15 protein-coding genes are annotated in these 15,146 nt (G+C 63.4%); 8 read left to right on the top strand and 7 right to left on the bottom strand.

Annotation, left to right across the window (positions count from 1 at the left end):
• Nucleotides 1–667: 667 nt before the first annotated feature.
• The 3 genes from BRAS3843_RS37160 to BRAS3843_RS37150 all read left to right on the top strand — a co-directional run bounded on the left by BRAS3843_RS37160 (nt 668) and on the right by BRAS3843_RS37150 (nt 3,508).
• Nucleotides 668–1,210 carry a hypothetical protein gene (locus BRAS3843_RS37160; RefSeq protein ID WP_008974446.1) on the top strand — a complete coding sequence of 181 codons (543 nt, stop codon included), beginning with the start codon at nt 668–670 and terminating at the stop codon, nt 1,208–1,210.
• Nucleotides 1,211–1,307: 97 nt separating this feature from the next.
• On the top strand, nt 1,308–1,889 hold the full coding sequence (locus BRAS3843_RS37155; RefSeq protein ID WP_008974445.1) for a dienelactone hydrolase family protein: 582 nt from the start codon (nt 1,308–1,310) through the stop codon (nt 1,887–1,889).
• Nucleotides 1,890–2,311: 422 nt separating this feature from the next.
• The gene (locus BRAS3843_RS37150; RefSeq protein ID WP_008974444.1) at nt 2,312–3,508 is read left to right on the top strand and encodes a hypothetical protein; all 1,197 of its coding nucleotides are present in this window, start codon (nt 2,312–2,314) and stop codon (nt 3,506–3,508) included.
• Nucleotides 3,509–3,577: 69 nt separating this feature from the next.
• On the opposite strand, the gene BRAS3843_RS37145 is transcribed toward BRAS3843_RS37150, so the two are convergent.
• Both BRAS3843_RS37145 and BRAS3843_RS37140 read right to left on the bottom strand, forming a co-directional pair.
• On the bottom strand, nt 3,578–4,063 hold the full coding sequence (locus BRAS3843_RS37145) for a hypothetical protein (RefSeq protein ID WP_201768886.1): 486 nt from the start codon (nt 4,061–4,063) through the stop codon (nt 3,578–3,580).
• A gap of 236 nt (nt 4,064–4,299) precedes the next feature.
• Entirely contained in the window at nt 4,300–4,989 is a 690-nt protein-coding gene (locus BRAS3843_RS37140; RefSeq protein ID WP_008974442.1) for a TetR/AcrR family transcriptional regulator, read from the bottom strand.
• Between the two features lie 250 nt (nt 4,990–5,239).
• Here BRAS3843_RS37140 and BRAS3843_RS37135 point away from each other — a divergent pair, with 250 nt between their 5' ends.
• From BRAS3843_RS37135 to BRAS3843_RS37120, 4 genes are all read left to right on the top strand, one after another.
• Nucleotides 5,240–6,463, top strand: coding sequence for an ABC transporter substrate-binding protein (locus tag BRAS3843_RS37135; RefSeq protein ID WP_008974440.1), 1,224 nt, complete (start codon nt 5,240–5,242; stop codon nt 6,461–6,463).
• Between the two features lie 11 nt (nt 6,464–6,474).
• Entirely contained in the window at nt 6,475–7,737 is a 1,263-nt protein-coding gene (locus BRAS3843_RS37130) for a serine hydrolase domain-containing protein (protein ID WP_008974439.1), read from the top strand.
• Between the two features lie 165 nt (nt 7,738–7,902).
• Entirely contained in the window at nt 7,903–8,853 is a 951-nt protein-coding gene (locus tag BRAS3843_RS37125; RefSeq protein ID WP_008974438.1) for an aldo/keto reductase, read from the top strand.
• 67 nt (nt 8,854–8,920) lie between these two features.
• On the top strand, nt 8,921–9,544 hold the full coding sequence (locus BRAS3843_RS37120; RefSeq protein WP_244425564.1) for a PAS domain-containing protein: 624 nt from the start codon (nt 8,921–8,923) through the stop codon (nt 9,542–9,544).
• A 231-nt stretch (nt 9,545–9,775) separates the two neighbouring features.
• On the opposite strand, the gene BRAS3843_RS37115 is transcribed toward BRAS3843_RS37120, so the two are convergent.
• Nucleotides 9,776–10,036: a hypothetical protein gene (locus BRAS3843_RS37115; RefSeq protein WP_008974435.1), complete on the bottom strand. Its 261-nt coding sequence runs from the start codon at nt 10,034–10,036 to the stop codon at nt 9,776–9,778.
• Between the two features lie 46 nt (nt 10,037–10,082).
• Nucleotides 10,083–10,283, bottom strand: coding sequence for a hypothetical protein (locus BRAS3843_RS37110; protein ID WP_008974434.1), 201 nt, complete (start codon nt 10,281–10,283; stop codon nt 10,083–10,085).
• 313 nt (nt 10,284–10,596) lie between these two features.
• Between BRAS3843_RS37110 and BRAS3843_RS37105 the strand changes: the two genes are divergently transcribed.
• On the top strand, nt 10,597–11,421 hold the full coding sequence (locus tag BRAS3843_RS37105) for an NAD(+)--dinitrogen-reductase ADP-D-ribosyltransferase (protein ID WP_035984080.1): 825 nt from the start codon (nt 10,597–10,599) through the stop codon (nt 11,419–11,421).
• Between the two features lie 57 nt (nt 11,422–11,478).
• Here BRAS3843_RS37105 and BRAS3843_RS39150 read toward each other — a convergent pair whose 3' ends face one another.
• The 3 genes from BRAS3843_RS39150 to hisC all read right to left on the bottom strand — a co-directional run bounded on the left by BRAS3843_RS39150 (nt 11,479) and on the right by hisC (nt 14,985).
• Nucleotides 11,479–12,963 carry a pentapeptide repeat-containing protein gene (locus tag BRAS3843_RS39150; protein ID WP_008974432.1) on the bottom strand — a complete coding sequence of 495 codons (1,485 nt, stop codon included), beginning with the start codon at nt 12,961–12,963 and terminating at the stop codon, nt 11,479–11,481.
• Nucleotides 12,964–13,327: 364 nt separating this feature from the next.
• Complete coding sequence (locus tag BRAS3843_RS37095) at nt 13,328–13,807, bottom strand: GNAT family N-acetyltransferase (protein ID WP_050886598.1); 480 nt, start codon at nt 13,805–13,807, stop codon at nt 13,328–13,330.
• Nucleotides 13,808–13,917: 110 nt separating this feature from the next.
• The gene (hisC, locus tag BRAS3843_RS37090) at nt 13,918–14,985 is read right to left on the bottom strand and encodes a histidinol-phosphate transaminase (RefSeq protein WP_008974430.1); all 1,068 of its coding nucleotides are present in this window, start codon (nt 14,983–14,985) and stop codon (nt 13,918–13,920) included.
• Nucleotides 14,986–15,146: the final 161 nt, after the last annotated feature.

The raw sequence follows: 15,146 nt of genomic DNA, 5'->3' as shown, positions 1-15,146 counted from the left end.
CGATCTCCCCGGTGCGCCGGGCTTGTTGGCCACCGCTTTGCGCATGATGCTTTCGCATCCGCGCGGCCTCAGCGTCGGGAGGCCAGGACCACGCGACTTGACCGTCCGCACCAGACTTGCTCGCCGGCTCGCACATGCAAAGCCCCAAGTCCGATGCGTCCACCGCTCCCCGCCGCTACGCTTCGTGACGATCGGCCGAAACGCCCTCTTCATCGCGAACGGGATGGCCGAGATCATCGTCGTGATTTGCCCGACGAGGCAAGCTGCGAGTCGTGCGACAGAGTGGCACGACGGGCAATTTGTGCATGAGGGGGACGCGAGAATTGCCCGACGGGTGAGCGACGACGTTAACGGCGAAGTGCAGCGACCCTACACGTCAATCCGCCTCCGGGCCCAGTGTATCGACCTCCGTGGTCGCGGATACTGGCGAGAGTCAGAAGGCATCCACAGCTTGTGGGCGAGCGCGGCCTATGCTTGTTAGTCCGGCCGAAACATTGCCAAGGGGAAGAGACGATGGGGCTGTTCGACTGGCTGAAGCCGAAGAGGCCTACACGAGGCCCAACTCCGGAGGGGCTCTACGGAGCGATGCCAAGGGGCTCGCGCTGGAGGCTCGGGACCTGATCCCGCAGGCGATCCGCAGGAGTTCGTTCCCGGTTCTGACGCCTACGTGTTTGACATCACCGAATGGAGATGGAACGAGAACCTCTGGATCGAAGTGGCAAACAATTCAGCCGGCGACCCGGCAGGGTTCGGTCTCGTTCTCGGACTGTCGAATGGCGAGCACAAGGACGCCGCCGAGAGCTGGGAGCTCAAGAGTGGACGACCGGTCCTGACGGGGCGTGAGGAATGGACCATTCCGCGTGGCCACCCGACACGGGAGCTGGCGCTGGTCTCACATGGCGACCGGACGACGCGCGTGCTCCGCAGGCTCGAGCAGTGCTTCGGCTTTGAGCCGCATGCTCGTCCAGCTTGGCCGGACAAGCAGGCCCTGATCTGCCAAATGTTGCCGTTGCGAGGTCTGGTGGTGCCGGACAAGGGCCATTTCACCATGCGCACGAAGGTCGTGATCGAAGAGCAGAACGGCTGGCCTTACGCCGAATTCTTCCTGAACATCAATTCCGTCCGCAGGCAGCTTTGGGTCTCGGAAAAATCGGGTGAGTACAGGACCGCAATATTGACCAGGTTTTCTCACTTTGGTGAGGCGGCATAGGCCTGTTTGAGCGCGCGGTGCCCACTCCTTCCTGGCCAGGGAGGCCAGGCGATAAGGTGATCGATCGTGCGCCCTCTCACCCAGCCGGAGGTTCGCTGTGGCCCAGGTTTTGTTGTTCCACCATGCACAGGGGCTGACGCTCGGTGTACGCGCCTTCGCAGACCAGTTGCGGGCTGTCGGCCACACCGTGCACACGCCGGACCTGTTCGATGGCCGCACCTTCTCGAGCATCGACGAGGGCCTCAATTATATCGGCCAGATCAGGATCGAGGACATTTGCGAGCGCGGCGTCCGGGTTGCGGACGGATTGGCCCCCGAGCTCGTCTACGCCGGGTTCTCATTCGGCGTGCTGCCGGCGCAGAAGCTCGCACAGACACGGCCCGGAGGTCGCGGAGCCCTGCTCTTCCACTCCTGCCTGCCGATCAGCGGCAAATGGGCCTTCGGACCGTGGCCCGAAGGTGTTCCGGTCCAGATTCACGGGATGGATAACGACCCGATCTTCGTCAAGGACGGCGACATCGACTCCGCTCGTGAGATCGTCGACACCATCGAGAACGCAGAGCTTTTCCTATACCGCGGCGAGCAGCACCTGTTCGTTGATAGCTCACTTCCATCATACGACGCGGAGGCGGCGACGCTGCTTAGCAGACGCGTGCTTGAATTCCTGGTTCGCCTCTGAACCGTGCCCGGGATGAGGTTGCCTCTCGTATGACGCATTGGCGAAGGGTAGCTCGCCACATCCGCCCTCTTGCTAACAATATGCTGGGCTGCGCGATCACGAGCGAACTCCGGACAAATTGGAAGTATCTGGGCGCGGTCACGCCCCCTACGACCCGCTGCAGTTGATAGTTCAATCCGCGTCTGCGCGCGCAGGACCGGCTCGACGAGACGATCGATGCCGCCTCGCTCCCGGTTTGGTGCACAATCAGCACAAATGTCCGCGCATTGCACCGCGATGAGCCGCTCCACCGGCACGAAATACCGGCACTTAATACCGTCACGGGTGTGGAGTCATCCGGTCTTCGCCAAGAGGAGGCCAAATTTCAGCCGGGTTCCAAATCAACTATGCGCGCATAGTAAGATCAATTGGGGGAGCGTTCGGTGCATCGCGCAGCGCGCGTCGTTATTTGTGCTCTCATCCCGGTACTGCTCGCGACGCTGGCCGGCGGCGCCGGTGCCCAGCAGCTGCTGCAGCGCGCGCCCGCCGCCGCAGCCGCCCGAGCAGCCCCGGCAGCCCCCACAGCCCAAGCGCCGCGCCTGGGCACTTTGCCGGATCGGGAGGCATTGAACTCTGGGACCGTGACGGTGATCACTGCCCCGATCGGCGGTCCGATGTCGGTGATGGGCTCCGACATGGCCGCGGTGCTGGACGATGGCGAGAAGCTGCGCGTGCTGCCGATCCTTGGGCGTGGCGCGGCACAGAACCTCATCGACATCGTGATGTTGAAGAACATCGATATGGGCTTCGTCACCACCGACGCGCTGGACTACGTGAAGAACGAATACAACATCCCGGACCTTAACCAGCGCGTGCGCTACATCGCCAAGCTGTTCTACAACGAGGTTCACATCATCGCGCGGCCGGAGATCCATAGCCTGCAGGATCTCACCGGCAAGCGCGTGTTCGCCGAACGCTCGATCGGCCTGCCGGCGGCGCGGGCGATCTTCCGACGCTTCGGCATCGAGGCCGATATCGATGACCAGACCGATCCCACCGGCGGCCTGCAGAAGCTCATCGACGGCCAGGGAGACGCCTGGATCGCCTCAGTATCGAGGGACGCGCCGATCATCAAAGGCGTCAAGAACGACGGCGGCAAGCTGCATCTGCTTTCGATCCCCTACGACCGGGCGCTGCAGGACATCTATTTCCCCTCCAACTTCACCTCCGAGCAGTATCCGAACCTGGTGCCGCCGGGCGTCAAGATCGAGACGGTCGCGGCGCCCACCGTCCTCATGGTCTATAACTGGCCCGAACAGAGCGAGCGTTACCGGCGCACGGCGCGGTTCGTGAATGCGCTGTTCGACAAGATCCAGATCCTGCAGTCGCCGCCGCGCAATCCCAAATGGCGCGACACCGTGCTGTCGGCCGCGGTGCCGGGACTGATCCGTTTCAAAGCGGCGCAGCAATGGCTCGACGGCGCGCGAACGGAGCCATCGTCGCAGCTCATTCAGGGCTCTCCGGCGGAATTCCGCAGGTTTCTCCAGGAGCGCAAGGCTCAGGTCAATCTCACGCCCGAACAGGCCGCGCAGCTCTACAGCGATTTTCTGCGACGGCAGCGGGCCAAGGAGATGCGGTGAGGCGATGCCGCGGGTTGCGCTGAGCTTGCACCGAACCTTCTCAAAGAGGTGAGTCCCTGCGCTCCGGCTTCAGTTTCGCAGTTCGGCGATGTAGGGAGCGGAGCCCGCAATGAGACAGCCCTGCTCGACACCGGACGGTCGCTGCGTGCGCGCGTCCGGATATCGCCAATAGGTGAAATACAGCGAGCCTGGCGTCGCAACAGACAAACGCTCAAGCTCCTGAAAGCGGCCTGAATTGATCACGCCAAGCTGTGGAACCAGATTGATATCGGTCCGCCCGCCCATGGTGTGCGGGACGGCGTGCCCCCGGTGATAGCGTTTGCCGCCCACCATGTTGGTGAGCGGATGACCTTTCATCCTGGTTGCGATGATTGCGCGTGGGGAAGCATCCTTGCCCTTGCTGAGTCCCCACGCCGCGATCAAGCGCTCGGCCGAGATGTCGAACAGATAGGAGAAACCGTCCGCCCGTGTTTCCACGATGTCGTAATTGCCGGCGGTGCGCGCATAGTCATTCAACCAGGTTTCGACGAGCCGCGGAGCGAGCGTCGAAGTCACGACCGCCTCGGTCAAAGGCGGCCGCAATGCTTGCAGGATTGACGTGAGGTGAGGATAGCTCAGCATCAGAACCACGCCCGCATGTCCAACTCAGGGGATTGTAACTGAGAATGGCGATCTGGTCGAGAAACGGTGCATCGCGACTGCGCCCCGGCCGTGATCATGACTGCACTCGAGGGGTGACAAGGCGCGAGCGCTGGATAGCGCTCCTCAGGCGAAGGCACGCCGTTCGCGCCTCATGCCGACTTGGCCTTGCCGCGCTTGTAGAGCGCCTCGAAGCCCGCCGCCATGAAGGTCACGAACCGCTCGCGCACGGCGGCGAAATCGTCGGACGCACAGAGGCCGTTCGACAGACGGTCGATGCGGCCAGTCCGTGACAGGATCAGCGAATAGGCGCCCGAGGTGAACTGGAAGCTCCAGAACAGGTCCTCCGGCTTCGCATCAGGCAGCGCCTTCTGCAGCAGGCCGATCAGGCGCAGCACCAGCGGATCGAAATAGGTGTCCATCTTCTCCGCGCCATAACCGGGCGCGTTGTTCACCTGCGCGAAGATGCGGCCGAAATGGCGCCAGCCCTCCTCGTCATTGATGTAGACCTCGAATGCGCCGTCATAATAGGCGCGCAGCGCACCTTCCACCGTCGGACGATCGCCGACCTCGGCCTCATAGGCATCGAGCTCGGCGGTGCGCAGCCTCACCGCGTAGTCCACGCGGCGTTCGAAGACGGCATCGAACAGCGCCTTCTTGCCATCGAAGTAGTAGTGGATCAGCGCGGGATGGATGCCCATCCGGTCGGCGACATCCTTGATGGTCACGCCGAAATAGCCGAGCTGCGCGAACAGCTCCTCGCTGGTGTCGAGGATCAGCTTCACGGTCCCGGCGCGCTGCTCCGCCCGCGAGCGGCGCCCCTCGAGTTTCGGCTCTGCCATGACGTCCAGCCTTCCTGATCACCTCGGCGGCGACGATGCGGCGCAGGCCTGCTCGGGTCAAGCAATGGCAGGCCTTGCCATATTCATTTATTTAGTACTAAATGAATGAAATTGAGCTGGACGCCTGCAGCCACGTCGCGTTTCAGGAGGGGCGACAACCTCCTGAGATTACAACTGATTTCCGTATGGACAGGCCCTGGCCACCAATGACGGCCGGCGATGGATCGGCCGCCCGACGGGAGGACATGGGATGACGCGTTTGAAGGGACCGGCCGCCGCTCTCGTGCTGATGCTCGGCGCGAGCCTCACGACATCAGCGCTTGCCGAGACGAAATACGATCCCGGTGCCAGCGACACCGAGATCAAGATCGGCCAGACCAATCCGCTGAGCGGACCAGCCTCCGCCTTCGGCAATATCGGCAAGGCAGAGGCCGCCTATATCCGCATGATCAACGAGCAGGGCGGGGTCAACGGCCGCAAGATCAACCTGATCCAATATGACGACGGCTACAGCCCACCGAAGACAGTCGAGCAGGTGCGCAAGCTGGTCGAGAGCGATGAGGTGCTCACCACTTTCCAGATCATCGGGACCCCGCCGAACGCCGCTGTCCAGAAATATCTGAACAGCAAGGGCGTGCCGCAGCTCCTGGCGGGAAGCGGCGCGTCACGCTTCACCGATCCCAAGAACTTTCCGTGGACGATCTCCGCCAACCCCAACTACCAGTCGGAAGCCCATATCTACGCCAAGTATATTCTGGAGAACTATCCGAACGCGAAGATCGGCATCCTCTATCAGAACGACGATCTCGGCAAAGACTACGTCAAGGGCTTGAAGGACGGGCTCGGCGCCAAGGCCAGCATGATCGTCAAGGAGCTGTCCTACGAGCTGTCCGATCCGACGGTGGACTCCCAGCTGGTGACGCTGAAGGCCTCGGGCGCCGATCTGTTCTACGACATGTCGACGCCGAAATTCGCGGCGCAATCGATCCGGAAAGCCGCCGAGCTGGGCTGGAAGCCGGTTCATATCCTGGAGGTCAACGCCTCGGCAGTCGGACAGGTGCTGATCCCGGCCGGCCCGGACAACGCCAAGGACATCATCTCTGTCGCCTACGGCAAGGATCCGCTCGATCCGCAATGGGCCGATGACCCCGGCATGAAGCGCTACAAGGAATTCATGGCCAAATACGCGCCCGGCGAGGACGCCAATAGCGGCTACGCCACCTATGGCTACTCAACGGCAGCGCTCCTGGTCCACATCCTCAAGCAATGCGGCGACGATCTGACACGCGCCAACATCATGAAGCAGGCCACCAACATCAGGGATTTCGTGCCCGACCTTGGACTGCCTGGGATGTCCGTCAACACCAGCTCCGACGACTACCGCATCAACAAGCAGTTCCAGATGATGAAGTTCGACGGCCAGCGCTGGGTGCTGTTCGGGCCGATCATGACGGACGAGTTCAAGACCAACTGAACGCCGGACTCATGACCATGGATGCCATCCGCGCGCGCGGCTTCGATGCCACGAAGCTCGCCGCGCTCGGCCCTGCCCTGCAGGCCTTCGTCGATCGTGGCGAGCTCGCCGGCGTCGTGACCCTCACCTCGCGCGGCGGCGAGATCGTGCAGGCCGAGGCGATCGGCTGGTGCGACCTTGAAACTAAGGCTCCGATGCGGTCCGACACGCTATTCCGGATCGCCTCGATGACGAAGCCGGTCACCTCGGTGGCAGCCTTGATGCTGCTCGAGGAAGGCAGGATCGCGCTCGATGACCCGATCTCGCGCTGGATACCGGAGCTCGCCAATCTCAGCGTGCTGCGCGATGCCGCACGCCCGCTCGACGACACGGTGCCGGCGCAACGCGCGATCACCATCGAGGATCTGCTGACCCATCGCTCGGGGATCGCCTACGCCTTCTTTTCGGAAGGCCCGCTCAAGCCGGCCTATGAGCGCGCGCTCGGCGACCCCGCGATGAACCGCTCGACCCCCGACGAATGGCTGGCCGCGCTCGGCACCCTGCCGCTGGCCTATCAGCCCGGTGAACGCTTCCACTATGGCCATTCGACCGACGTGCTCGGCTTCCTGATCGGCCGCGTCGCCGGCAAGCCGCTTCGCCAGGTCCTGCAGGAACGGATCTTCGCGCCGCTCGGCATGGCGGATACGGACTTCTGGCTGCCGCACGACAAGCGCAGCCGCCTCGCGAGCCTCTACAGATATGACGAGGCGGCGGGCCGGCTCGCCAAGGTCGAACCGGTGATGTACGACGCACCGCCGGCCTATACGCCGGGCGGCGGCGGGCTGATCTCGTCCGCGCCCGACTATCATCGTTTCACGCGGATGCTGCTCGACGACGGCGCCTGCGAAGGCGGACGGTTGTTGCGGCCGGAGACGGTCAGGCTGATGCGGACCAACCGGCTGACGGATGCACAGCGCCAGGTCCCGTTCGCGGGCATGCCGCTGTGGCAGAAGTCCGGCTTCGGGCTCGGGCTCTCGATAGCCGAGGACGTGATCGACAATCCCTATGCATGCGGCGCGCCGGGCGCGATCACCTGGCCGGGGATCTTCGGCACCTGGTGGCAGGCCGATCCGGTCAATGACCTGATCATGATCTACCTGATCCAGCACCAGGTGCCGGTGTCCGCGGGCTCGGGGGCAACGATCGCGACCGGACGCGGCGCCGCCGGTCGCCGGGCGCTGCCCATGTACCAGCGCGGCATCTATGACGCGCTTGTTGACGGCTCGCGCGCATAGCTCCCTGCCCGGCGCGACGCCGACGGGACCCGCCAATTACTTGCGTTGAAACATGGCACTGTGTGCCACCCATGCTATGGCTGCTCTGGTCAGGTCAGGCAAACCGGAGCAATCTGGCGCGCGGTTCCGCCATCCGACCAGACCCACGAATTCGAGAGCCCCGCCATGAAGCATCGTCAGCTCGGCCGTTCCGGCCTCTCCGTCCCGATCCTCTGCTTCGGCTGCAACGTGCTCGGCTGGACGGTGGACGAGGCGGCATCGTTCCGCCTGCTCGACAAGGTGCTGGACTCCGGGCTGAATTTTCTCGACACGGCCGACGTCTATTCGCGCTGGGCGCCGGGCCACTCTGGCGGCGAATCCGAGACCATCATCGGTAAATGGATGACGGCGCGCGGTAATCGCGACCGCATCATCCTTGCCACCAAGGTCGGGTGGGACATGGGCGACGGCAAGATCGGGCTGAAGGCCGACTACATCGCCCGCGCGGTGGAGGACAGCCTGCGCCGGCTGCAGACCGACCATATCGATCTGTATCAGTCGCATCGGGACGACCCGACCACGCCGCAGGAGGAGACGCTCGCGGCCTATGACAAACTGATCAAGGCCGGCAAGGTGCGCGTCATCGGCGCCTCGAATTTTTCCGCCGAGCGGCTGCAGAGCGCGCTCGATATTTCCAACAAGACCGGGCTGCCGCGCTACGAAAGCCTGCAGCCCGAATACAATCTCGCCAAACGATCGGTTTACGAAGGCGCACTGCAAGGCGTCTGCGAAGCCAACGAGGTCGGCGTCATCACCTTCTTCTCGCTCGCCGCAGGATTTCTGACCGGCAAATACCGCTCGGAGGCGGATTTCGGCAAGAGCCCGCGCGGGCAGCGCGCGATTCCGGAATACATGAACGCCCGCGGCCTGCGCATCCTCGCGGCGCTCGACGAGGTCGCACGTGAGACCGGAGCGGAGCTGGCGGCAATCGCGCTCGCCTGGCTGATGGCCAAGCCGTCGGTCACGGCGCCGATCGCGAGCGCCACCAAGCCCGAGCATGTCGACACGTTGGTCGCAGCAACGCGGCTGGAGCTCAGCCGCGACCAAGTGGCGCAGCTTGACGCCGCGAGCGCCTGAGGCACGCAGCATAAGGGCGGCGGCCTTCCCACGGCGGCTGGACTAGACTACAACTGCAGCGCGACAGTTGCGGCTTTGCAGGATAATGAAACGATTCATCTGTGAGCAGAACATCGCTCATTTTCAGAAACTTTTGGGCGAAACCAGCGAAACCACCCTTCAAGGGACGCTGGAGCGGCTGCTGGCGACCGCCAAGCGCGAGCTGGCGCTGATCGATGCGGATGAGGAGGGCGCGGGTCCTTTGCCGTTCACGCAACACGCCGTGGAAGCTGGGGACGCAGCGTCGATCAGAGAGCAGTTCCTGGCGGACTTCGACGGCTCGCCGCATCCTTACATGCTGCTCGATCCCGGACCGCGCCTGCAGATCATCGACATCAATGCGGCCTACGCCGCCGCGACCTTCACCAGCCGCGAAGCCATCGTCGGAAGATCGTTGTTCGAGGTCTTTCCCGACAATCCGGACGACCCGCTCGCCGACGGCGTCAGCAATCTGTACGCGTCACTGAAAACGGTCGCCCAGACCGGACGTCCCCATGCGATGGCGGTGCAGCGCTACGATGTCCGCGACCTCTCCGGCACCTTCGTCGAAAAGCGCTGGCAGCCGGTGAACACACCGATCCATGACGATGCGGGGCGGCTTGTCTTCCTGCTGCATCACGTGGAGGACGTGACCGATCAGGTGAGCCACTGAGAGCTCCGCGACCGCGGCGAGCCACGATCGGCCGGCTCGCTCGGCACAAGCAGCTTGCCCGTCCGGCTGTTGACGAAATGCAGAGATCCGCACGCCGGGCAGGGCATCGAAACATAGGACTGATCGCTCTCGCTCAGTGCTGTGTCCGACAGCCAATGCTGCACGTTGATCCCCGTTCTCGGGCACTTAAAGAGAACGTTGCGGTCCATGGTGTGCTACGCACTTTCTGTTTCAGCTTCGTCGCGATGCGTCAGGTGCCGGCGCCGCCGGATGTTGCTGCAATTCCCTGAGAATGAAGTCGCGGTGGGCCACATGCTCGACCTGACAGCGGCGAAACGTCGTCAGCAGCGCCACTGCCAGCTCCGCCGTGGCGTCGTGGCCGTGGCTGTCCAGCTCGGACACGATCTGCTCCTGCCGCGCAATGTGGTGCTCGCCTTGCGCAACCCGCTTCTCCGCATCGATCAAGTGCTGCAACTCGGTTGTACGATCCATGCCGGTACTCCCCGATCAAAGAATGCGAGATCTGGCTGCGGTCCCCTCAGTTCAACGTGCGGCGGTCGATACCGGCGCTGGCCATCGCCGGCGCCTTCGCCACGACGACGACAACACCCTCACGGCTTGCAAGGTTCACGGCGTGAAAACAAAGGCTGCCCCCTGCGATCACGGTCGCCATCACCAAAGCCATGACCACGATCTTCAGGTGGGTCGCTCGATCGGCGCTGTAAATCGAATGGTTCATAGGAACACCGGAGCCGTTGTCCTCAACCTGCTTTTAAGCAAAACGGCGCCTGCGAACCATTCGGGACCGTCCCTTACGTAGGTTGACGGAGGCGGTTGCCCCTTATGGTCCGCCTGCAACATTCGCATCTCTTTCCGAGAGGCACATTCGCAAATGTTGCGGTCGAAGGACCACGAGCCAAATTATTGATGCTCGCGCGGAGCGCGGCAGAGGCAGCCGCGGTCGGCGGCGGATGCAGGATGTCGCCGATTTGGCGCGGGAAGCCGCTACGCGGGGCTTTCCCGGCGGCGCGCAAGGCCGCATCATGGCCGCCATGAACGACACAGGACAGCTGCCGCGGCGCGGCATCGGCCATTCGACCAACCTGGTGGGGCGCCCCTCGGAGTGGCTTTCGAGCTGCGCCTTCAACGATGCTGCGGTGCCACTGCACATCTGGGGCGTGGTCGAGATGAACCCCAGCCTGTTCACGATGCTGGAGCAGGCGGACGACCTCGCCGAGGCCGGCGAGGCCTTCTCGTCCTACATGATGGCGATGTTCGGCCTCGATCCCGAACAGCGCGCGGCGGCGTCGGCCGGCAAGCGGCGCTTTCGCTCGTCCTTCCTGCGGCTGATCCAGGGCTGGAGCTTCGATAGCAACGGCGCCGAGGGCGCCGTGCTGAAGGGCTGGGTCGAGAGCCGGTTCGGCATCGGCCCATCATTCCACAAGGAGGTCATCGAGCGGGTGTCGAGCCGCGCCTGGGCCACCTATGTCGAAGAGAAGATGTCGAGCCGCTTCCACAACAACGCGATCTGGGTGCAGCTCGATCTGTTGTTCGAGTTCTGCCAATGGGCGATCCGGCGTTTTGCTTTCTCAGGCGCGAGCCATCTGACGCTGTATCGCGGCGTCAATGATTTCGACGAGCACTGGATCGTGGAGCGGACGGCGCGGCGCGAGGCGGTGGTCCGGCTCAACAACCTGGTCTCGTTCTCGTCCGACCGCGACAGCGCCGGCTGCTTCGGCGACACCCTCCTCACCGCGCGCATTCCCGTCGGCAAGATCCTGTTCTTCAACAGTCTGCTGTCGTCGCACCCGCTCAAGGGCGAAGGCGAGTATCTGGTGATCGGCGGCGAATTCCGCGTGAACGTGGATTATGTGTGAGACAGCAGCCGCATGCGCGCGGCTGATGGCGGCGGCCGAGCGATCGCGCCTCTTTTTTCATTGCGGAGGCGTCAGACCATCTGCTGTTGAAACCAAACTGTCGGGCTGTCGAAAGTAGACGTCGGACCAGCCGCCACGTGCGCCGCACTGGAACTGCTTGTCACCGCCGACCCGGACCACCACCCACGGCGTGATGGCGAAGCTGATGCTGTCGTCGTCACGGGGCGTCGCCGAACCGTCCGTGATCCTAAACTGCGAGCCGGCTCGCTTGGTCTCAGGCTCGGACGCGTCAAATCCGCAGAGATGACCATTGGCCCAAACGCCATAACCAGAGATATGACCTGCACCATTGCCCAAAGTCTTGACGGTGATTTCATCCACCCGAAAGCCGCGCGCGGCTATGAACCTTTGAGCAAGGGCCGCGGTCTTGTCCCGCGGCATGTCCATTGGCCGGTCTGTGGTGTATGTCGCGCTACCGATCGCTGTCGCCGTCGATACTGGCGCGAGTTGTTTGATGCGTTCGACATAAGCAAGCCCAATGCAACCCCGAGGATCTGCCGCGGACACGAATGAGCCGCGCGAGTCTTCGCCCGGTGGTGGACAGTCCCCGCGCGTGCTGAACCATTTCCCCTGGTCCGCATTCTGCGCCGCATTGTGCTCCACCTTCTCCCATAGCCAAGCTAGCGCGCGGTCCAACGCTGCGAGTTTCGAATCGGCGCAAATGGCCTTTTCCACATCAGTCCTTGAGCGCGAGCAATCGAAGCTGGGGTGTACAGATGCCAGCTGCATTCGGTTCACAATGGGGGCAAGCTGGTGAACCTCTTCGCCGGTGAACTCAGTCTTGTGCCCCGAAAAGCCGTAGTCCGGTATCAGTGTGATCCGTTCGGATTCAGCCACGCCGGCAGCCAAGAGGGTAAAATTCATGTCATGATATCCATTCAACTGCGTCGTCACGCCTCCAAGCCGCGCCGTCTGGAGGCCGAGAGCCGAACAGCACAAATGATCGATCGTCGCGCCTCTTAGATTCGTACCGAACATGCTGACGATCGATATCCGGTTGCCGAGGCAGGGAACGAAATCGCCAGGTTCGCACATGATGGTCGCGTCCCCCAGATCGGCGCCATCGATCCGAATGGCTCCGGACGCATCTGCAATAGTCAAACCATGTGCCGATGCACCACCAAGATTAGCGCCATCCAATTCGGTGCCGCCGCCGATGAAGGCGCGCTCGAGATGGGCGCCGGTGAGATCGACGCCTGTCAAGTCGCTGCTGCAAATGATTGCCCCCGTGAGATCGGCGCCGCGAAGGCTCGCAGCTTTGAGCTTCGCGCTGACAAAGATCTTGCCACTGAAGTTCCTGCCGGCGAGGTTCTGGCCCGACCGGTCTTCTGCCTCGATACGTTTTTTGGGATCGCGCAGCCGAGGGCCGAGGTCGGCCCGCGCCACGTCGGAGCGACCTTTTGCCGAGAAGGCGACACATGCGTCCAGCGCACTTTCCTCCGTCGAAGGCCTCGGAACGACGATGTCGTTGGCCGCAGCCATGCCAGTTCCAGGCACGGGAAAAGCCGCTAAGACCGTCAAACAAGCAGCGAGCAAGACAAACCGAAATCCCGGAAGCCGTCGAAACTTTCGCAAGGAGCTCTCCCTGACCAGACGTTCGGCCGCTGACCACATGGAGATGAAGTGTCACCGGCCTGAATGTCGCAAGCGTCAGCTTCAGCACAGTTCAGCAAACGGGCTCCCGCGCTCCTGGATGGTGTCCGGGATTGTGCGCCTCTGTGAGCATCCGTGCGGCGGCGCTCGCCGGTGAAGATCCCACCGTGGATTACATGCGAGACAACGGCCGCCTGGGCGAGCCTGACGTCGGCGCCGCTGACATCAGGCATTCGGCCAGAGGCTGAGCGTGTCACATCTGGGCCATGCCTTCTCCCTCGCCCGACTCATGCGATGCAGCCGCGTTGAGCGCCGGCCCACTTAGGCGAAGGAACACTTTCTCCGGCTGCTCGACTGCGCCGAGCGCCATGTAGAAGCGGAGAAGCTTGTCGTCGGTGCGATCGGCGGTCCAGTCAAGGCGTGTGAAGCCACGTTGCACTGCGAGCTGCGCGGCGTAACGTATCAGTGCGGTCCCGACGCCGCATCTGCGCGCATGAGCAGAGACAAATAGCTCCTTGAGGAAGAACCCAGGGTTGAGGCCAGGCCCTGGAAAGATCGCGCTGAGGGCCGCGAACCCAACCACATCCGGGTTGGCCGCAACAAGGATGCTGACGCCGTTCGGCAAGCCCGTCAGCCTTGCCGTGATCTCGCTCAGTGACGGGCAATCGACGCGGTAATGCGCCTGCATCTCCTGGAAGAGCCGCGCGGTCACCGCGACGTCCGCCGCTGCCATGAACCGTACAACAGGCAATGTGATCCTCCCGGAGGTTGCGCGGGTCGGCCGTCCGATGCGCCGAGACGTATGCGTCTCAATTTCTCTCATGCACCGGGATCGCACCGATCTCAGCTGTTCTGCGTGAGAACCTCGCGCAGGGCGTCCGTCAAGCGCGTGAGCTCCGTTGTCGAGCCGATGGTGATGCGGAGGTAGTCGGAAATGCGCGGCGCCGTGAAGTGGCGGACGAGCACTGCGCGCTCGCGCAGGCCCGCCGCCAGCGCCCGGCCTGACCGTTCGGGATGGCGCGCGAAGACGAAATTGGCGCTGGACGGCAGGACCTCGAAGCCGAGCCGGATCAGCGCGGCGGTCAAATTGGCGCGGTTCTGCATGATGACCGCACGCGTCTCCTGGAAATGCGCTTCGTCCACGATGGAGGCGATCGCGCCGGCCTGGGCGGGCCGCCCGAGCGGGTAGGAATTGAAGCTGTCCTTCACCCGCGTCAGCGCCGCGATCAATCCGGCATCGCCGATCGCGTAACCCACGCGCAGTCCAGCGAGCGCGCGCGACTTCGACATGGTCTGGACCACCAGGAGATTTGGATGCTCGCCGATCAGGGGAATCGCGGTCTCGGCGCCGAAATCGACATAGGCCTCGTCGATCACCACGGCTGCATCGCTGCGCCCCGCGGCGAGCCGCGCAATCTCCGTACGCGGAAGTGCGATTCCCGTGGGGGCGTTCGGGTTGGCAACGATGACGGGACCAGCGCGATCGAGATAGTCGTCGACACACACGCACATGTCGGTGTCGAGCGGAATGGTCGTGTGGTCGATGCCCAGCAGCCTGCAATAAACCGGATAGAAGCTGTAGGTCACATCGGGAAACCGCACCGGCTCGCCCTGCTTCAGCAACGCGGCGAAGGCGTGGGCCAGCACCTCATCCGAGCCGTTGCCGACGAAGACCTGATCCGGCGCCACCTTGTGATAATCGGCCAGCGCCTCGCGCAGCCGTGTCGCCTGCGGATCGGGATAGAGACGCAGCGTATCGCTGGCCGCCGCCCGGATCGCCTCGATCGCCTTCGGCGACGGTCCGAAGGGGCTCTCATTGGTGTTCAGCTTCACCAGGCCGGGAATCTGCGGCTGCTCGCCCGGCACATAAGGCGACAACCCCTTCGCCAGCTCTGACCAATACCTGCTCACGATTTCCCTCTGCGCCACGCACCGCTCGGAAGCGGGCCACGACAGGTAAATCAGATCGCGAACTGAACGTCCACGGCTAGGGCCAAATGGCCGCGGCGGCGATGAAGATGGACCCTATTGCTCCGCCATGCTGTGCTCGAAGCTGCGCGGCCGTGTGCCGG

Source organism: Bradyrhizobium sp. STM 3843, assembly GCF_000239815.1.
Classification (GTDB): Bacteria; Pseudomonadota; Alphaproteobacteria; order Rhizobiales; family Xanthobacteraceae; genus Bradyrhizobium.
Note: the sequence above shows the minus strand (reverse complement) of the source record. Positions and strands in the feature narration are given on the sequence as shown.

Coding starts and splice junctions, on each gene's coding strand:
- BRAS3843_RS37140 (WP_008974442.1), bottom strand. CDS start 4,989: ATGGCAGAGCCGAAACTCGAGGGGCGCCGCTCGCGGGCGGAGCAGCGC.
- BRAS3843_RS37135 (WP_008974440.1), top strand. CDS start 5,240: ATGACGCGTTTGAAGGGACCGGCCGCCGCTCTCGTGCTGATGCTCGGC.
- BRAS3843_RS37125 (WP_008974438.1), top strand. CDS start 7,903: ATGAAGCATCGTCAGCTCGGCCGTTCCGGCCTCTCCGTCCCGATCCTC.
- BRAS3843_RS37130 (WP_008974439.1), top strand. CDS start 6,475: ATGACCATGGATGCCATCCGCGCGCGCGGCTTCGATGCCACGAAGCTC.
- BRAS3843_RS37115 (WP_008974435.1), bottom strand. CDS start 10,036: ATGGATCGTACAACCGAGTTGCAGCACTTGATCGATGCGGAGAAGCGG.
- BRAS3843_RS37095 (WP_050886598.1), bottom strand. CDS start 13,807: ATGGCAGCGGCGGACGTCGCGGTGACCGCGCGGCTCTTCCAGGAGATG.
- BRAS3843_RS37105 (WP_035984080.1), top strand. CDS start 10,597: ATGAACGACACAGGACAGCTGCCGCGGCGCGGCATCGGCCATTCGACC.
- BRAS3843_RS39150 (WP_008974432.1), bottom strand. CDS start 12,963: ATGGCTGCGGCCAACGACATCGTCGTTCCGAGGCCTTCGACGGAGGAA.
- BRAS3843_RS37110 (WP_008974434.1), bottom strand. CDS start 10,283: ATGAACCATTCGATTTACAGCGCCGATCGAGCGACCCACCTGAAGATC.